This window comes from Halobacillus naozhouensis (genome assembly GCF_029714185.1).
GTDB lineage: Bacteria > Bacillota > Bacilli > Bacillales > Halobacillaceae > Halobacillus_A > Halobacillus_A naozhouensis.
Window position 1 is genome coordinate 664,561 of the sequence record NZ_CP121671.1, and the last position, 17,764, is coordinate 682,324.

Annotated in this window: 15 protein-coding genes, 1 pseudogene and 1 riboswitch; of the genes and pseudogenes, 9 read left to right on the forward strand and 7 right to left on the reverse strand. The window is 41.5% G+C overall.

Translation table 11 applies throughout. The annotated features are described in order from the left end of the window. Positions 1–38: 38 nt before the first annotated feature. A complete protein-coding gene (locus P9989_RS03525) occupies positions 39–1,622 on the reverse strand; it encodes a phosphodiester glycosidase family protein (RefSeq protein WP_283077446.1) in 1,584 nt (527 codons plus the stop codon). A 204-nt stretch (positions 1,623–1,826) separates the two neighbouring features. Here P9989_RS03525 and P9989_RS03530 point away from each other — a divergent pair, with 204 nt between their 5' ends. The 5 genes from P9989_RS03530 (at position 1,827) to P9989_RS03550 (ending at position 8,225) form a co-directional block, all read left to right on the forward strand. Beyond that, the gene (locus tag P9989_RS03530; RefSeq protein WP_283077447.1) at positions 1,827–2,789 is read left to right on the forward strand and encodes a hypothetical protein; all 963 of its coding nucleotides are present in this window, start codon (positions 1,827–1,829) and stop codon (positions 2,787–2,789) included. A gap of 253 nt (positions 2,790–3,042) precedes the next feature. After that, positions 3,043–4,557 carry a flotillin family protein gene (locus P9989_RS03535; RefSeq protein WP_283077448.1) on the forward strand — a complete coding sequence of 505 codons (1,515 nt, stop codon included), beginning with the start codon at positions 3,043–3,045 and terminating at the stop codon, positions 4,555–4,557. Between the two features lie 304 nt (positions 4,558–4,861). Continuing rightward, positions 4,862–6,496 (forward strand): amidohydrolase, encoded by a 1,635-nt coding sequence (locus P9989_RS03540; protein ID WP_283077449.1) that lies wholly within the window; start codon positions 4,862–4,864, stop codon positions 6,494–6,496. Between the two features lie 4 nt (positions 6,497–6,500). After that, positions 6,501–7,949, forward strand: coding sequence for a sodium:solute symporter family protein (locus P9989_RS03545; protein ID WP_283077450.1), 1,449 nt, complete (start codon positions 6,501–6,503; stop codon positions 7,947–7,949). 75 nt (positions 7,950–8,024) lie between these two features. Then, the gene (locus P9989_RS03550; RefSeq protein ID WP_283077451.1) at positions 8,025–8,225 is read left to right on the forward strand and encodes a hypothetical protein; all 201 of its coding nucleotides are present in this window, start codon (positions 8,025–8,027) and stop codon (positions 8,223–8,225) included. 76 nt (positions 8,226–8,301) lie between these two features. Here P9989_RS03550 and P9989_RS03555 read toward each other — a convergent pair whose 3' ends face one another. The 5 genes from P9989_RS03555 to P9989_RS03575 all read right to left on the reverse strand — a co-directional run bounded on the left by P9989_RS03555 (position 8,302) and on the right by P9989_RS03575 (position 13,391). After that, positions 8,302–9,591, reverse strand: coding sequence for a nucleobase:cation symporter-2 family protein (locus P9989_RS03555; protein ID WP_283077452.1), 1,290 nt, complete (start codon positions 9,589–9,591; stop codon positions 8,302–8,304). Then, complete coding sequence (locus P9989_RS03560; protein WP_283077453.1) at positions 9,588–10,175, reverse strand: xanthine phosphoribosyltransferase; 588 nt, start codon at positions 10,173–10,175, stop codon at positions 9,588–9,590. Before P9989_RS03560 ends, P9989_RS03555 begins: the two co-directional genes overlap by 4 nt. Before the next feature lie 134 nt (positions 10,176–10,309). Further along, positions 10,310–10,411, reverse strand: a riboswitch (purine riboswitch). Between the two features lie 136 nt (positions 10,412–10,547). Continuing rightward, positions 10,548–11,495, reverse strand: coding sequence for an alpha/beta hydrolase (locus P9989_RS03565; RefSeq protein ID WP_283077454.1), 948 nt, complete (start codon positions 11,493–11,495; stop codon positions 10,548–10,550). A gap of 58 nt (positions 11,496–11,553) precedes the next feature. After that, the gene (locus P9989_RS03570) at positions 11,554–12,411 is read right to left on the reverse strand and encodes a VanW family protein (RefSeq protein ID WP_283077455.1); all 858 of its coding nucleotides are present in this window, start codon (positions 12,409–12,411) and stop codon (positions 11,554–11,556) included. Between the two features lie 77 nt (positions 12,412–12,488). Further along, positions 12,489–13,391, reverse strand: coding sequence for a LysR family transcriptional regulator (locus tag P9989_RS03575; RefSeq protein WP_283077456.1), 903 nt, complete (start codon positions 13,389–13,391; stop codon positions 12,489–12,491). Between the two features lie 127 nt (positions 13,392–13,518). Between P9989_RS03575 and P9989_RS03580 the strand changes: the two genes are divergently transcribed. After that, positions 13,519–14,076 (forward strand): flavodoxin family protein, encoded by a 558-nt coding sequence (locus P9989_RS03580; RefSeq protein ID WP_283077457.1) that lies wholly within the window; start codon positions 13,519–13,521, stop codon positions 14,074–14,076. A 68-nt stretch (positions 14,077–14,144) separates the two neighbouring features. Here the strand turns inward: P9989_RS03580 and P9989_RS03585 are convergent, their stop codons facing one another. Next, entirely contained in the window at positions 14,145–14,666 is a 522-nt protein-coding gene (locus tag P9989_RS03585; protein ID WP_283077458.1) for a BsuPI-related putative proteinase inhibitor, read from the reverse strand. Positions 14,667–14,937: 271 nt separating this feature from the next. Here P9989_RS03585 and P9989_RS03590 point away from each other — a divergent pair. From P9989_RS03590 to P9989_RS03600, 3 genes and pseudogenes are all read left to right on the forward strand, one after another. Further along, positions 14,938–15,993, forward strand: a pseudogene (locus P9989_RS03590) (aldehyde dehydrogenase family protein); the annotation flags it as partial. A gap of 23 nt (positions 15,994–16,016) precedes the next feature. Then, positions 16,017–17,150, forward strand: coding sequence for an alanine dehydrogenase (gene ald, locus P9989_RS03595; RefSeq protein ID WP_283077459.1), 1,134 nt, complete (start codon positions 16,017–16,019; stop codon positions 17,148–17,150). A 78-nt stretch (positions 17,151–17,228) separates the two neighbouring features. After that, entirely contained in the window at positions 17,229–17,492 is a 264-nt protein-coding gene (locus P9989_RS03600) for a biotin/lipoyl attachment domain-containing protein (RefSeq protein ID WP_283077460.1), read from the forward strand. Positions 17,493–17,764 lie beyond the last annotated feature (272 nt).

Consider the following 17,764-nt stretch of genomic DNA (forward strand, 5'->3'; position numbering starts at 1 on the left):
GAAGGTCAGCCGTCAATAAGCCTGATCTTTTTGCTTAATTACTTTAAAATAAATATCCCATCTGAAACTGGACGTTCACCCGTTGTGTCCGAGGGATCGTTGACGAGTTGACCTTCCACAACCATCGACGAGGATCCACCTCCATCAAGGTTCATTCCCTCAACTGCTCCAAGGGATTTGAGTATTTTGGCACTTTCAAAAAAGCTGATTCCAATACTTTCTTTCGGATTACGACCATTTACAGTTCCAAGCAGGATATTTCCATTTTCTTTAATGCCTGCAAAGGATCTAGGGTGACGGTAGAGGGCAAAATGGTAAAAGAAATCTTTGCTCCAACGAAATCCTTCCTCTCTAGCTTGTATATCAATTCTTCCGTCCTCTAAGAGTTGGGGGCCTCCATTAATCACATCTAAACTGGACGGAGTATTAATGAGCTTTCCATCAGAATATACCTTTTTTGATATACGAAGTTTATCTCCAATTGAAACAGCATTCTTTAACCATTTCGCCTGTTCCCCTGTGGCCGAAAGGACGCTGCCGTTTTCCGGTATTTTGTGTCCGCGCTGGGGATAAGTTTTTACGACCTTATCCTCTTCGTTTACGACCACTTCAAACCCTTCGCCTTCTGGGGTCATATCACCAGAATAAGCGCTAAATAGGATGATTTCTTCTTGATCAGTACATGTGACATCATGCTTAGGTTTAGTTGTAGGTTTATCATCTGTTCCACCGCAGTTCCTAATCAGTCCGGGCTCCCTATTCATTCCATCAATTACTTCTGTAGCTCCAGTTGAGGTTTCCAAGCTTAATTTAGCTCTTACTTCCCCGATTTCTCCCTGATTATTTGAAAGCAACAAACTTGTTCGATCCCCGACAGATTCACTTACAAGTTTGCCATCAATGATTGAAATGCCGGCTGGATCCCCAGGAGTACCATCCTGTGAACCGACGACAAAGTAGCCGCCATTTATTCCCGCTATGGCTTTACTCCGAGCGGCCATAGAAGATACTGTTTCACGTCCAGGGATTTTTCCATTTGCGAGAAGGTTGGTCAGCTCACCTTCAAATTTTTCAGGATTGATTTCAATGACGTCAATTTGCCATGGACCTGTGGTTTTCGTAGTCCCATCAAATTCTGAAAAAGTAACGCTTGCTTTCTTATAACCATCGTCACTAATTCGGTCAGCTAGTTTTTCAGCCTCTTCCTTATGAGTAAATTCTCCAGACCGAATCACATATCCAATATTCTTTTCTTCGACATCTGTGTATTTCGTATGTTTGTTCTTCACTTTATGTATCTCGACTTTATAGCCAGTATCTCTCAAGCTTTGGGCCACTGTTTTTGCTTTCCTCTTTGAGGTTAGAAAGGCTATGTCTACCGTGTAGTATGCGTTCTGAGAATAGTAGCCTCGAGAAATTTCTGTATGGGTGACTCCTTTGGTTAGTTGTGTTGTTTTACGTGATTCTGGCAAGTTTTTCTGTCCTAATGAAAGGTTCTCTTGTTCTCGGTTACCTTCTTGATGATTCATGGCTGCTACATCCTCAAATGGTGTTGCTGCACAGAGGGCAGTGAAAAGGATCAACAAGGAAAAGAATAGATTTTTCATAATTGTGGCATGCACGCTAAAACCTCCCTAAGTTTTAATTCGATTCTATCATAGCTAGTAAATAATAATAGAAAATAAGATGAACATAAAAATTCGGTAAATTAAAGACCTGAGGTGATTAAAAGATTTCGATGATGTGCATTCATAATTAAGTCAAAAATTTATATATTTAATACAAGCCATATTATCCATGATTTTTCCATAAGTGGAGGGGAGCGAATGGGGAAGAGGATAACTGTTATAGCCGGAATAGTTTTGACATGTATGGTCGCTGTTTTTTTGATTGGTTCTATTAGTAGTAATCAAATGGTGCAGGGTGAAAAACTGGAGGAAAATATTAAACAGAGTATGAAGGAAACCAAAGAAAGGAAAGAAAAGATCGAAGCTTTTCGCAAAGAGCTGCACAATAAATTCAAGAAAAAAGGATTTCAAGGCAGCATTTCTACCTCAATAGATGACCTTTTCTCTTCTAAATCTCCTTCGATTACAATCAGTGTTAAAGATCAACCATATAAAAAAGAACATGAAAGTGAAATGAAACAACTCATTAAAGATCTTGTTACATCTTACAATTTTGGTGAGGTGGCCATTCATATAAGAGTAGAGGACAGGGGGATGGAGGAATTAAGTGAAGAGGATAGGGAGCGACATCAGCTTACAAGCGATTTGTTTGAAATTGCTCATAAAATATTAAAGGAAAAGGGGTATAACAAGGTCAGTACAATGAGTCTTAATTCAAGGAAATCAAAGCAAGCTATGAATATTGAAATTGAAGGGACAAAGCATTACTACAATAACGTTAAGGAAGATATCGAAAAAATTGTACACGACACGATATATGCTAAAAAAGGATTAAATTATACAGTCAAAGTAACAAGGAGAAGCGAAGCAGAAATGAGAGATATGAAATGGTCACCTATTTTCAGAGCAATCATGGAAGAAGCAGATAAAAGATTCGAGGAAGTTACAGGATTTGCTTACTCTTTCCACCCTGAACCGCTGCAAATTATTATTAAAACCTCCCTATCTGATAGGTGGTATTCATGGGGAACGAAGGAGCAAGCCGCAAAAATTGAGAAATACGTAAAGAAAATTATTGAGATAAAAAGAGAAGAACTTTCCATTAAAAAAATTCCTTACAAGGTTTTGATTAGAGATAAAAAAGGTGACAAATTAAATTGAAACTTTAGCTGATCTGCCAATCAAAACCAGATTATGCTTTAGCCAGCAGAACTCCAATTTCTGCTGGCTTTTTTGAAACCAAATAATGTTTCAATCGTATTTTAATAAAAAGGTCTTTTAGTTGGGAGTTCACGACTTATTTAAAAATACAATACATACAGGAACTTTTCCAAGAGGAAAATCGGTTATATAGGAAGCTGATTTTTACATACATTACTTAACATGGTTTTTAGAAAAAGAAGGGGGAATGGAAATGCTTGAAGGTGCATTACTGTTTGTGATTTTAGGAATTATCGGTTTCTTAGTCGTTGCTGGAGGGATTATTACGTTCATTATTTTTAAGGTTCGTTATAAAACGGCGAGCTCGAATGAAGCTTTGATTGTCACGGGACCAAAGTTAGGAGATCCTGAGAAAGAGAAGAATGTGTTTGAAGATGATAATGGACGTTCGGTAAAGATTATTCGTGGGGGCGGATATCGTCTTCGTATGTTCCAAACGGCTACACCTATTGATTTGACATCTTTCCAGCTGCAAGTCAACTCGGAAAAAGCGTACACCAAGGAAGGGATTCCGGTACGTGTAGCGAGTACGGCTGTTATTAGTATCGGCAGTGAATTGGAGATCATGGCCAATTTTGCGGAGAAATTTTTAGGGAAAAAGCAAGGGGAGCGTGAATCCGAGTTGAAGGATGTATTAAACGGCCACCTTCGTTCCATCATTGCTTCGCTCCCCATCGAGAAAATTTATAATGACTTTAAAGAGGTCAATACACAGGTGAAAAAAATTGCTGAATCTGATTTAAAAGGGATGGGCTTTGAAATCACCTCGTTCGCTTTGAATGACGTGGAGGATGTTGACCAGGAGAATGGCTATATCGATGCCCTCGGGCGTCCCCATATTGCCGAAGTACAGAAGAAGGCGAATATGGCGGAGTCTGATGCGCAAAAAGAAACACGGATCTATCAGGCGAAGAACGATCAGGAAGCCCAGAATGAAGAAATTCGCCGTTTAACTGCTGTGGCTGAATCGAAAAAAGAAAAGGATATTAAAGAAGCTGAATTTCAAAAGGATACGAACCGTGCGAAAGCCAATGCAGAACAAGCAGGCGAGATCGAACGGCAGAAGTTAGCTCAGCAGGTTAAGGATGAAGAGTTGAAAGTACAATATATTGAGAAACAACGGGCTGTTGAGCTAGAAGAGGAAGAAAATAAACGCCGCCGCTCCATTGCTGATGCTGAGGCTTACAAAACGACTAAAAAGGCGGAAGCAGAAGCAGAGAAGGAGCGCATTAAAGGTGAATCAGAAGCAGAGGTTATTCGCCAGCGTGGTATAGCTGAAGCAGAATCGAAAGAACGTATGGCTAAGGCAATGGAACAGTATGGGGAAGCAGCCATTATGGAAATGATGATCAACGTATTGCCTGATTATGCAGAGAAGGTATCTGCACCTCTGTCACAAATTAAGGATATGAAAGTGATTGATATGGGCGGATCAAACTCTCAAGGCGGGTCTGCCAAAGTGGCGAATAGTGTAACTTCAACCATGCTTGGCATTCAGGAATCTTTGAAGGAAACAACCGGAATGGACTTGAAGGCCATGCTTGAGAGCTATGTTTCACGCGGGAACGTTAATCCGTTTGATCCTTCTCCTGACAGTCATTATCAAGAAGCAGCGGCATCTGAGGAATTAAACAAGAGAGCACCAGAAGCAGAACAAGATCCAGAAAAAGAATCGGAAGAAGAAGATACAGAGTTAGACAAAGAGTGAAAGAAATAGTGAGCGTCAAATGATAATATTCGTTTTGTGAAATGAAGTTAGAAGAAAGAAAGTATAGTAGCTTTTTATTTAGCTGAGAATTATCTTAAAAGCCAATCCGGCAGAACCTCCATATTCTGCCGGATTGTTCTATTTTGTCGAGTATTGAGAGATGCTTTACAGAGAGCCAGTTTGATGATAACTTAATATTTAGAAAATTATAAAATAAAGAACAATTCCACAGATCCAGTTAACTTTTTAACTGGATTTAATTTTCTAATAGGAGAGGCGTTCACGTAGGAGGGAGCAGAGAATTATGAGGAAGCCTGATGTTATTTTCTTCAACGGCGATGTACTGACAATGGATGATTCATTTCCTCAAGCCAGTGCTGTGGCGGTGAAAGATGGAATGATTGTAGCTGTTGGGGACGAGTCAGATGTGTTCGACTGGAAAACGGAACATACAAAAATCATCGATTTAAACGGAAAAACGTTAATGCCTGGATTCATCGAAAGTCACATTCACCCAACCATTTACGGAAGTACGCTGCTCGAGATTGACTGCAGGCCAGAAACAACTCCTGCGATGGAGGACCTTTTACAAAAGGTGAGCGAAGAAGCTGTGAAAACTCCTGAAGATGAATGGATACGAGGTTTTGGCTGGGATGATAGTAAGTTAGTAGAAATGCGTAATCCGACACGGTGGGAGTTAGATGAGGCTGCCCCTAATCATCCAGTGGTGTTGAAACGATCTTGTGCTCATATGGCCGTAGCGAATTCCAAGGCGCTTGAAATGAGTGGGATCACACAAGAAACCCCTGATCCTTCTGGCGGTCATATTGAACGAGACGAAAATGGAAACTTAACGGGATTACTACAGGAAAAAGCGCAAGGGCTGCTAGATGTTCCTCGTTATGATCTTGAAGACATGGCCGAAGGAATGAGGCTGGCTCAGCAACAGTTCGCTGAATGGGGAATCACGACTGTTCATGACATGTCGACTCAAACAACAGATTTGCAATTATTCCAATATTTGCAGGAGCAAAATGAATTAAGAGTCAGAGTGCGGCCATGGATATGGGCGATTGATCAAAACGGCTTTGACGGTTCATTAGATGAAGTGTTAAAGGTGGGCTTGCGAAGCGGATTCGGGAATGATCTTGTGAAAATTCAAGGTATGAAGTTTATGCTGGATGGAAGCGTGGGCGGGAAGACTGCTGCCATGCATGATCCGTATGTAGATACAGAGGAAAAAGGAATTCTGTACAATTCGGTCGAAGAAATCCATCCGCTCATGGAGAAAGCAATAGAATCGGGGCTGCGTGTCGCCGTTCACGCGATCGGGGACCGCGCAATTGAAGTGGCGATCGAATCATTTGAACAGATTCATAACAACACAAATATAACAGGAATGCGCAACAGGGTCGAGCATTGCGTTATGCCCACAGTTGATCATTTGAGACGCATGAAGAACTTAGAGTTAGTTGCGGCTTCCTCGATAGGTTTCCTGTACCATATTGGTGATAACTATGTGGCTAAATTAGGGGCGGAACGTGTTAACCATCTTTTCCCGCATAAGTCTTTTAAAGAACACGGAATTGTTGCTCCTGGGAACTCCGACTTGCCTGTTAATAGCGGTAATCCATGGCAATCCATCTATAGTGCAGTTACTAGAAAAACTTCAAGTGGACAAGTCGTAGAGCAAGGAGAGCAAATTTCTGTCTGGGATGCATTGAAAGCGTTTACTGTAGATGCGGCCTACAGCTCTTGTGAAGAGCAGCTGCTCGGGGTTATCAAAGAAGGGTCTAAAGCGGATCTTATCGTTCTCAGTGAAAACCCGCTGGAAGTTAAGCCTGACCACTTAAAAGAAATGAAGGTACAGCAAACCTATTTGGAAGGTGACTTGACGTTCAGCCAAAGCCAGTCGTATGAAGAAGTCTTGAAAGGGTGATGAGATGTTTTCCGCACAACAGCAAACAATATTGTTTTTCATTGTAGTTGTCTATTTTTTCTTTCTATTTGGTCTCTCCATCTATATTAATAGGAAAATTAAAACGTACGATGATTATAATGTGGCAGGGCGGACGATTTCACTCTTCCCGCTTATCCTGACATTTACAGGAACAGCAATTGGCGGTTCCATTTTGCTTGGCTACATGACGAATGGTTATTTATACGGAATGGGTCAGCAGTGGCTTGCCATTGGTTTTACGTTAACGTCGATCATTATGGCGTTTTCTATGTTGAAACGAATTCGGATTTTAGGGGAAAAATATAATATGGTCACGATCGGTGATTTCACGGCATTACGGTTCGGGGAAGCCGCTCGGATTCCGACCGTACTCAGTATTCTGGTCGCGTATTGTTCGATTACCGGCATGCAATTTGTAGCGATAGCGACGATCTTGAATCTGACGATTGATTTAAATATGACAACCGGCATTCTAATCAGCTGGGTATTATTAACGCTGAAAACATACTTCGGCGGTTTAGTTTCCGTCATCTGGCAGGACGCGATTCACGGTACGATTCAAACAATCGGGGTCGCGGTTCTACTGGTTGCCGTGTGGCTTGCCTCAGGCGGGTGGAGCAATGTTACCGAAAATGCTGCTGCTATGGGCAGTACCGATGCACTGAGTATTTTCAATATATCCACCTATGACTTCTTTGTCTTTCTATTTACGATTGGTGCTTATCAGTTCGTCAGGCAGGATTTATGGCAGCGTTTCTGGGCTGCCAAGGATCTTAACATTGCTAAAAATGGATATTGGGCAGCGATTATCCTTGGCTTTTTGACAGCAGGAGCGGTTATAGCCATTGGAGTTCTAGGGAAATTCGGCATGCAAATGACGAATATTGACCCAGCGTTAATTTACTATGAATTGAGCGCCGCCGTACTGCCATTTGCGCTCGTCATTATTATGGTCATTGTTCTTCTGGCAACAGTTATCTCTTGTGCCGATTCTTTTTTCCTGGCAGCCTCAACATCCATTGTTAATGATATTGTTAAACCAAGATTAGGGGATAAGGCAGAAAACCATAACATGCTATTATACAGTCGCTTATCGGTCGCCATCGTATCGGTCATTGCTGTGCTGTTAGCTCTTTACATTCCTACCTTGGTCACTCTCTGGGTAACAGGAAGTGCGATGCTGGTTTCTGGCTTATTAGCACCTGTATTGTTCGGATTATTTTGGAAAAAGGCGACCAAAGCCGCAGGAATTTCAGGAATGTGGCTGGGATTGTCAATTGCGGTGATATGGCAAATAGCGGGTCATCCGTTTGGCGCTCATCCAGTATTCATCGGGTTTCCTATATCGATTATCACCGTTGTTGCTGTGACATTGTTCTCGAGACGGGAAAAAGAGAATGCCATGTATCAGGAGTTTAGAAAGACTGTTTAGCTTCAAACGCTGCCCCTCCATACTTGGAGGAATTAAAAACAATGGGAAACACATGCTAGGGTTGAGGTGATAATCATGAAAAAACAGCCAAAAAAGACATTCAATATTCCCATCCAGGCAAACACCAGTGGTGAAGTACATGTTAGAACTGGAACCAATAGTTTGGGAACGGAAGGCAGTTATGCCGGAGATTCCGTAGATAAACATAAGGAATTGGAAGCTGCCAATGCAGAACTAGCTGAAAAGGAAATATCTCAAACATTCAATAACTCATAACAGCAAAAGGTAATTCAAAAAAATCCAGCAGTGTATGGGACACTGCTGGATTCCACTTTAGCTGAGAATACTATGATCAGGAAGCTTTCTGTTCCCTTAACCTCGTTACTTTATTCCTTGATTGAGTCATATTAAAAACTACATTCAGGACAATAGCTGTTACACTGCCTGCCACAATTCCGTTACTCGTTAAAATTTGGATGCTCTGAGGCAGCTGTGCGAACAATTCAGGAACCACTGTTACTCCAAGACCCATCCCGACGGAACATGCTACAATCATTGAGTTTTCAGGAGAATCTGTGATGACACTACTTAACATTTTAATCCCTTGTGCGATGACCATTCCAAACATGGCAATCATCGCTCCACCCAACACAGCAGTAGGAATAATGGTTGTTAAGGCAGCTATTTTTGGAATGAATCCTAAAGTAATCAACATGACACCAGTAACGAGGATCACTTTTCGGGATTTAACTCCGGTCATATGCATTAAGCCGACATTTTGAGAAAAGGCGGTGTAAGGAAATGCGTTGAACACTCCGCCAAGTAGTATGGCTAAGCCTTCTGCCCGATACCCCTTAGAAAGGTCTTCTTCCTTTAATTTTTCCTCTGTCATATCCCCAAGGGCGAAATAGACACCCGTTGATTCGACTAGTGATACCATAGCTACCAGGATCATCGTCAAGATCGCTGACCATTCAAAGGTTGGCATCCCAAAGTAGAAGGGCTGCACCATATGGAACACAGAAGCTTCTGCAACGGCAGCAAAATCAACTTTGCCGAGCAACCCGGCTATAATAGTTCCGCCAATCAGACCAAGTAAAATAGAAATCGATCTGGTAAATCCTTTGGTGAATCGGTACATGAGGATAATAAATAATAGTGTCCCAAAGGATAGAGAGAGATTAGAGATCGAACCAAAATCACTTGCACCTTGTCCGCCGCCCATATTGTTGATTGCAACCGGGATTAAGGTAATCCCTATTACTGTGACTACAGTCCCTGTAACGACCGGCGGGAAAAACCGGACTAACTTCCCAAAGAAACGACTAATGAGAACGACAAATAAACCAGATACAAGAATAGAGCCATAAATAGCCGAAATCCCGTATTGTCCACCAATCGCAATCATCGGACCGACAGCTGTAAAGGTACAGCCAAGAACTACAGGCAAGCCAATTCCAAAGAAGCGATTATTTAACACTTGCAGGATCGTAGCTACACCGCACATTAAAATATCAATCGCAACGAGATAGGTGAGCTGCTCGGAAGTCAGACCCAAAGCCTCTCCAACAATGAGCGGGACTAATATAGCCCCGGCATACATGGCAAGGAGATGTTGAATTCCTAATGTTACTGTTTTCACACGGATGCCCCCTCTTTATGAAACGTAATCTTCTGATCTGCTAATGAATCAATGATGGCAAGTGATTCGACACGAATACCCTGTTCTCTTAGCAGTTTACCGCCATCCTGGAAGCCCTTTTCAATCACAATTCCGACACCAGCAAGGGAGGCTCCTGCTTGTTTAACAATATTTATTAGTCCTAGTGCAGCCTGTCCGTTCGCTAGGAAGTCATCCAGGATGAGAACAGTATCGTCGCCAGACAGATAATCCTTAGATACCGAGATCTCATTCGATTCATTTTTCGTAAACGAATGAACGCTTGCTGAATAGAGGTCGTTGTTTAAGGTTAGAGATTTACGTTTCCTTGCAAAAATCGCCGGGACACCTAATGTGAGCCCTGTCATTTGAGCCGGAGCAATACCGGATGATTCTAATGTTAATACCTTCGTAACGCCTTCATTAGCGAATTGGTCAGCGAATCCTTCTCCAATTTGCTTCATTAAGACCGGATCAATCTGATGATTTAAAAAGGAGTCAACCTTGATAACGGATTCGGATAATACTCTACCTTCCTCGATGATTTTCTGTTTTAATTTATCCATAATGATCACCCTTCTGTAGTAAAAAATAAAAAAGCCCGAAAATCCTGCTTCCGCACCAACTATGAGGAAAGCAAGTTTTTTCGAGCTTTGAAAAAACAAAATGAAATGATAAGAGAGCGCAAAATAGGCATCATCTCATCATTGCAGCTTTTCATAGTCGGTCCATTTACGGTAAACCGGTAGAAACTTGCAGGCCATATCCCCGCGATTATATGAAAATACGTTATTTAAATGTTATCAACAGTATAGCACGGGTTTTGTCGAAAACAATACCCGATAAAAGAAAAATATATAATTTACAAAAGTTACCATAACCATAAATGAGTATAAGAACGTCCTAATAAAAGACACTGACGTTGTTATTTCTGACTGTCAATCCATTAAGAACTGATGAATGTTAGCAAACACAAGTTCACGGATATGTTTCGATTCATTAAATAATGAATGCTTTCCATCTTCTATATAAACGATCTTCAGATGAAGAAATTTCTCCATGACAAAACGGAGATTGTACTTCCAGGCAACTGTTTCATCCTTAGTTCCTTGAAGGACACAGGTCTCCATGTCCGTAGCACGATAAGTCTGGATATTTTTGTTCCAATTTATTAGTGCACTTAGCCATTCTATCGGGATGGTTTCCGATTGTAATGGGTCTTTTTGGATAAACTTTAAATAATTTTGGTTTGACGAGTTCTCCCTAAATCGTCTATCAATCCTCTTGATATAGGGAAAAAGTTTACTCAGGTAAAATCCTAATTTTGTTAAACACCAATGATTGGATCGAACCAGCGGCGCCACCAAAATAGCTTTATCGAAATTGTGATCGTGATGTTTTAATAGATAATTGACTGCGATTGCGCCACCGGTACTATGTCCGATAACATAAAACGGTCCGGACATCTCGTCCCTTGCTTTTTTCATTAATTTTTCTAACGTTAAAACATAAGTGGAGAAGTGATCGATTGAAGCAGCTTCTCCTTCTGAAAGTCCGTGTCCCTGTAGATCATAACTGACTACACGGTAGTGGTGATCATTGAGAAATTGAATGATATTTCCTAGGTATCCAACATGTTCCAAATATCCGTGTAATAAAAAGACGGTCGCTTTACTTCGCCTTGGATTAAAAATCTGCACGGCGATTTCTTTTTCATCAATCTCCATCTTTCCAAAATGAAAATCAACTTTCTCTAAATCAAAGCCATAATAGTCCAGGTATACTTGAATATCCTCAGTTTTCTCAATGGGATGGTCAAAGTCTATTCGTTGATTCCAACTCGATAAGCGTTCCAATACATTCCTAATGTCCTTGTTTTCGTTCATAATAGGTGTTCTCCTTGTACGCTAAACCGGTCAGATTAATCGGATCAAACGATCTCGGTTAACGTTTTCTAAGACGATCGGAGGATTGAATATGGACGATCATCTGCCCGTTCTTTGAGGTAGCCCGTATCAAAATGGGCTGGTTATATTCGTTTTTGAATGTAAAATCCGGTCCATACCAGCTTACTGTGGCATCTCGTCCTTCAGGCACATATGGGACCTGCCGGCTATGGGAGTAACGCTCGACTATTTTAAGGCCGGCTTCATCTACAGCGTTATACAGAGTAGAGGAAACCTGACAAATACCGCCCCCAATGTCTTCTGACAGCTCACCTTTTACAATGACAGGTGCACGCATATATCCTTTTTCCTTAGTGCGTTTACCTACAACCTGATTAAAAGAAAACAGTTCACCTGGAAACACAACGTGGTTGTTAATTGCTTGAGTAGCAAGGGAAATATTGTTCGTCCGTTCACGATTACTTTTTTTAAAATAAGTCTGGTAGGCACCGATTTGATTCGTTCTAATATCCGCAAGTAATTCGCCATCTACTTGAGGGTAATCCCGAATCATAGGCACTTCCGCCTCCACCTCTTCATGGGAATAAAAATAATTATAAAATTGCTTGCTTAATTTTGAACGATTCACCTTCGTTCCGGTCTTTCCTTGAACAATCGTTCCATCTTCATCGATCGTGGCATTTACAGGCGACTTAGCTAATTTGCTGTCAATGTCATCCATAAATGCTTCAAATCCTTGTTGATCGACAAACTTTTCATCAAGGTAAGGAATCGTAAAGTCTGTTCTACTGATGCGAGCAACGGTTTCTCCATCATGCGTAAGTGAAAAGTAATCCGTCATATCTTCCTGTGGCAGTATAAAAAATAAGAGAAAAGGGAGAACCATGAATTTCATTTCCAACACCTCTTACAGTAGTATGAATTAATGAGGCAAATTCATGCACTTGAAGAGGGGAACATATGGGATTACTTTTATTGGAAATCACCTTCCTGGAAGGTTTCTCTGGTCAGGTCTATAAAAGACTGCAAAGGAATAGTAATCAGCTTATCCTTATGCCAGGCGATTTGAGTAAAAAAAGAAGAGGTGGGATAATTCCATTTTAGTTCACTGATTCGCCCTTCTTTTATTTCTGGATCTACGACCATACCAGGCAAAAAGGCTATACCCAGCTTTGCAAGTACACATTGCTTGATGGCTTCTATACTTACGAATTCAAATTTATTAACGGCGTGAATTCCTTGTTCCCTTAAGGATTCCTCCCAAATCATGCGGTAAGAACACCCTTCATCGGTAAGGAGGAAGGTTTCATGAGCTAAATCATTTGGAGTAAGATCATGGTTCAGTGCCAAAGGATGGTCCGCTGCAGATACGAGCTTCATCTGTTCTTGGATCAGTGGTTCCGTAATCAGAGAGTCTCCTGGCTTAGGGACATCCATAATGAAAGCAATATCAAGCTCTCCCTTAAGGAGTTGTTCTTTTGCTTTTTCATCCGAGTGGGCAGGTTTAAAGATAAGTTTAACGTTTGGAAATTGGTTTTTGAATTCCTTTAAAATAGGGGGGAGACGATACGTGCACTGACTCTCTTGTGCCCCAATTACGAGAGTTCCTGCTGGCTCCTTTAACCCGCCAGTTATTACCTTTGCTTCTTCAGTAAGTGTGAGCATTTTGTCTGCATAGCCTTTAAATTGGCGGCCCGCTTCCGTTAAAATTAATCGTTTACCCAATCGTTCGAAAAGTACCGAACCAAGTTCGTTTTCGAGTGCCTTGATCTGAGCGGTTACAGTGGATTGAGCAAAATTTAACGACTTAGCTGTTTGGGTGAAATTTAGGGTTTCCGCAGCCATCTTATATGTAATCAATTGTTTGGTTTCCATATCTCTTCTCCTTTAATCGAAATATTCGATCAGTATAATCGTTATTATCATCTTTCTTGATTTCTAAGTTCATTATAGTATAGAAGTCGAACCAGGAAAAAACAGTGAGGAAAAGGAGTAGATGAGCATGTCAGTAGCCGTTATTTACGGAGGAACTCGTTCAAATGGGAATACTGAACAATTGACGGAACGAGTAATTGGCGAGATGGAAGCGGAGAAGATTCTATTGAAGGATTACGATATTAAGCCCATTGAAGATTATCGACATCATGAAGCAGGTTTTCCAAAAGTAGAAGACGATTATAAACAACTTATAGATCGTATGCTCTCTCATGATGTGGTCATTTTTGCTACACCAATATATTGGTACGGGATGTCGGGAACGTTAAAGAATTTTATCGATCGTTGGTCGCAGTCAATGAAAGAATATCCAAACTTTAAAAAAAAGATGTCTGAAATGCAGACTTACATTGTCGCTGTTGGTGGAGACGCGCCATTTATTAAAGGGCTTCCCTTGGTTCAGCAGTTTCACTATATCTTTAGTTTTGCAGGGGCTTCTTTTGAAGGCTATGTTCTTGGCGAAGGAAACAAGCCTGGGGAGATACTGCAGGATAAGCAAGCTCTTGTCGCGGCTGAACAGATGCAAAAGAAGATTAAAAAACAGATGATGTTAGCATTGGAATAATCATTAAAAGCCAGCTGGGAGAGGAAATGCCCAGCTGGCTTGCTTCCAAGTAATGATCACTTAGCTGCTTACTCAATGTTGAACGAGGTTTTAGCTTTTAAAACCGGCTCTGTATGCAAGATAGCCGTGATCGAATAGGTTCCGGGCTCCAAATCTTCCGGGATGGACAGTTTGTATTCGATTTCTTCTGCCTGCTTCAATGTGATCGGTTTTTTAGGCTCATATTGAGGCTGACTTTTTGCATTCTCGAACACGGTATTTCCTTCATCATCCGCAATGATGTAGTTGTATGCGGTTTTCCCAGAGATGACAAGTTTCTGAACGCGTTCGGTTTGGTTCTTGATTTGAAAGTAGGCATGATGTCCGCTTACTTCAAGGGTTGTCTCTAACTTTCCTGCAATAATCCCTCCAGGACGATCACCTTCGGGGTCTTCCTGGCTCCCATTCGAGTTTTCCTTGTCACCATTTACCTCTTCGGCTTTGTCGTCATTTGCGTTGTTGGCGGAGTCTGTTTGATTGTTGTTCTGCTGGCCGCAAGACGATAGGATGATTGCAAATAGTAGGAACGCTAATAATAGTATCATTCTCATATGGTTTTCCTTCCCTTCTATCGAACAGGATTCATTGTATCTATTTTACTGAAAAGGATTCAGATTAACAATATTCCTCCCGTATGGGAAGTGTTTTTTTAGCCTTCAAGTTCATCGAATTCTATTTCTGGTGGCTCTTTTTTGAATAGGTTGGTGGACAGAGCCAAATACAATATACCAAGTAAAGCCCACGCCAAGCCGATAATGATTGAATATAAATCAAGGTTACTCCATAGATAAAGCACAAAGCCTAATCCAATAAGGGGTCCTATTGGATGCGGCCCCAGGCGGTGAGGGGAGAGTAGCCTATACCGTGAAAGAACCGCTTGGGGTTGTGGGAGCGATCACGCCTTTTAATTTTCCGATGAATTTAGTGGCCCATAAAGTTGGCCCTGCCATAGCTTCTGGAAATACCGTCATTTTAAAACCTGCGGGTCAAACGCCGCTGTCTGCTTATTTCCTTGCCGAACTTCTGCATGAAGCAGGATTGCCGTCAGGAGCGTTTAACGTAGTAACGGGCAGTGGATCTGTTGTCGGGGAGAAGCTTGTCACAGATGAGAGAGTAAAGAAAATTTCCTTTACCGGAAGCCCGGAAGTAGGCATTGGTATTCGCAATAAGGCAAAACTTAAGCCCGTAACGCTTGAATTGGGATCTAATGCAGCTGTAATCGTAGACAAAGATGTGGAGGTTGAAAAAATCGTTTCACGCTGTGTAACCGGAGCATTTGGCTTTCAAGGACAAGTGTGTATTTCGCTTCAAAGAGTTTATGTTCATGAAGAAAATTATGATCGTTTCGTTGAACATTTTGTTAAAGCGGCTAAACATCTAAAGGTTGGCGATCCGTTAGATCCGGATACAGATGTGTCCGCATTAATCAGCCCTAAAGATGTAGATCGTACATTGGAATGGATTGATGAAGCAAAACAACATGGAGCGGAAATAGCAACAGGTGGAACGAGCGAAGGGAACCTATTACATCCAACCGTTTTACTCGGAGTAGATGCCCAATCGAAAGTTTCCTGTCAGGAAGTTTTTGCCCCAATCGTTTTAATTAACAAAGTCAAATCTGTTGAGGAAGCGATTGATGTAGTGAATGACTCGCGCTATGGTTTGCAGGCAGGAATCTATACGGAAAATGTCCGTACCGCTATGAACGCGACGAAAAAACTGCATGTCGGAGGGGTGTTGATCAATGACATTCCAACCTTCCGTGTTGATCATATGCCGTATGGCGGAGTCAAGGAAAGTGGAGTCGGGAGAGAAGGAATTAAGTATGCCATTGAAGAAATGACAGAGCTAAAACTAGTCATCTTTAACAATAATTAATACTGATAAGGGAGGATTCATAAATGATTATTGGAGTTCCAAAAGAGGTAAAAAATAATGAAAATCGTGTGGCACTGACACCAGCCGGGGCCATGAGCCTTATCAATGCAGGTCACCAAGTAATAATTGAAACGGAGGCAGGGCTTGGCAGCGGATTTAGCGATGCATCCTATCGTGAAGTAGGGGCGATTGTTGAATTAGATGTAGCGAACGTTTGGGCAGACGCAGAGATGGTAATGAAGGTGAAAGAACCGCTTTCTAGCGAATATCACTATTTCCGAAAAGGGTTGATTTTGTTTACTTACTTACATTTAGCAGCTGAACCGGAACTGACGAAGGCCTTAGTAGAAAAAGAAGTAACAGCGATTGCCTATGAAACGGTTCAAGTTGAAAACGCATTGCCCTTGCTCACGCCGATGAGTGAAGTTGCTGGAAGGATGTCCGCTCAAATTGGAGCTCAGTTTCTTGAGAAACCTCATCGTGGAAGAGGGGTGCTTCTTTCGGGAGTACCAGGTGTCAGACGCGGAAAGGTAACTGTAATTGGCGGTGGAGTGGTAGGAACCAATGCAGCTAAAATTGCGATGGGGCTAGGTGCAGATGTAACCATTATCGATTTGAGTCCAGATCGTTTGCGTCAGTTTGATGATATCTTTGGGGATCAGATCCAAACACTGATGTCAAACCCATTAAACATTGCCGAAGCAGTGGCTGAATCCGATTTAGTCATCGGCGCTGTCCTTATCCCAGGGGCTAAGGCACCAAAACTTGTCACAGAAGACATGATTAAATCCATGAATCCTGGTTCCGTTGTTGTGGATGTTGCCATCGACCAGGGCGGTATCATTGAGACGGCTGATCAAATCACGACACACGATCATCCAACCTATACAAAGCATGACGTCGTTCATTATGCCGTTGCCAACATGCCAGGTGCTGTGCCGCGGACTTCTACAAATGGTCTGACCAATGTGACGGTGCCGTATGCCTTGCAAATTGCCAGTAAAGGTGTGGAGAAGGCTATCGCGGATAATCCTGGACTTGAATTAGGATTAAATACGGCAAGTGGAGCAGTCACATACAAGGCTGTAGCAGGTGACCTTGGATATGAGTATGTGGATCCAAAAGAAACGTTGGCTAAGGTTAAAGCATTAAATTAAATGATTAAACAGATTCCCCTTAATTTTTCATTGGATTAAGGGGCTTTCTTTAAAAGCAGGAAAAGGCAGGTGAAATAGATGACCATTCACGAAGTCATGCCTATACAGTGGGACAGCAGGGAGATTGTTACAAGTCCTATTTTGGGCAGGGTCGAAGAGATACGGGTCAAGTTAGGGGATATAATAAAGGAAGGACAGCCATTGTTAGCAATAAAAAAAGAACAGGGGAGCCTAGACCATATTGCAGCAGGAATTGGCGGGATGGTGGAAAACCTGAACGTAAAAATAGGAGACAAGGTGGTCCAAGGAGAAGTTTTAGTTTTCATTAAAGGAGACTTATAGAATCAGTGGAAACTGTAATTAATTATCCATAGTAGGGCGAAGGGGATAATGTCTATCCCCTTTGCAAAATCATAAATGAATGATCTCGGAATGATTTAATGTATAGTAACTCCAGGTACCACGTGTTTCTTTTTCAATAACTTGGGCATTCATCAATTTTTTTTAATTTAATGAAGGTGTAGTTGATTGTATTTTGAAAAGCAAATATTAAATCAAAATAATAATAATTTGATATATTATACGTTATGAAAGTTAGGTACAGAAAAATACAA

Excerpts from the sequence above, each read along its gene's own strand:
- P9989_RS03565 (WP_283077454.1), bottom strand. The coding sequence starts at position 11,495 with ATGAACGAAAACAAGGACATTAGGAATGTATTGGAACGCTTATCGAGT.
- P9989_RS03530 (WP_283077447.1), top strand. The coding sequence starts at position 1,827 with ATGGGGAAGAGGATAACTGTTATAGCCGGAATAGTTTTGACATGTATG.
- P9989_RS03550 (WP_283077451.1), top strand. The coding sequence starts at position 8,025 with ATGAAAAAACAGCCAAAAAAGACATTCAATATTCCCATCCAGGCAAAC.
- P9989_RS03600 (WP_283077460.1), top strand. The coding sequence starts at position 17,229 with ATGACCATTCACGAAGTCATGCCTATACAGTGGGACAGCAGGGAGATT.
- P9989_RS03560 (WP_283077453.1), bottom strand. The coding sequence starts at position 10,175 with ATGGATAAATTAAAACAGAAAATCATCGAGGAAGGTAGAGTATTATCC.
- P9989_RS03545 (WP_283077450.1), top strand. The coding sequence starts at position 6,501 with ATGTTTTCCGCACAACAGCAAACAATATTGTTTTTCATTGTAGTTGTC.
- P9989_RS03585 (WP_283077458.1), bottom strand. The coding sequence starts at position 14,666 with ATGAGAATGATACTATTATTAGCGTTCCTACTATTTGCAATCATCCTA.
- P9989_RS03575 (WP_283077456.1), bottom strand. The coding sequence starts at position 13,391 with ATGGAAACCAAACAATTGATTACATATAAGATGGCTGCGGAAACCCTA.
- P9989_RS03570 (WP_283077455.1), bottom strand. The coding sequence starts at position 12,411 with ATGAAATTCATGGTTCTCCCTTTTCTCTTATTTTTTATACTGCCACAG.
- ald (WP_283077459.1), top strand. The coding sequence starts at position 16,017 with ATGATTATTGGAGTTCCAAAAGAGGTAAAAAATAATGAAAATCGTGTG.
- P9989_RS03540 (WP_283077449.1), top strand. The coding sequence starts at position 4,862 with ATGAGGAAGCCTGATGTTATTTTCTTCAACGGCGATGTACTGACAATG.
- P9989_RS03535 (WP_283077448.1), top strand. The coding sequence starts at position 3,043 with ATGCTTGAAGGTGCATTACTGTTTGTGATTTTAGGAATTATCGGTTTC.
- P9989_RS03580 (WP_283077457.1), top strand. The coding sequence starts at position 13,519 with ATGTCAGTAGCCGTTATTTACGGAGGAACTCGTTCAAATGGGAATACT.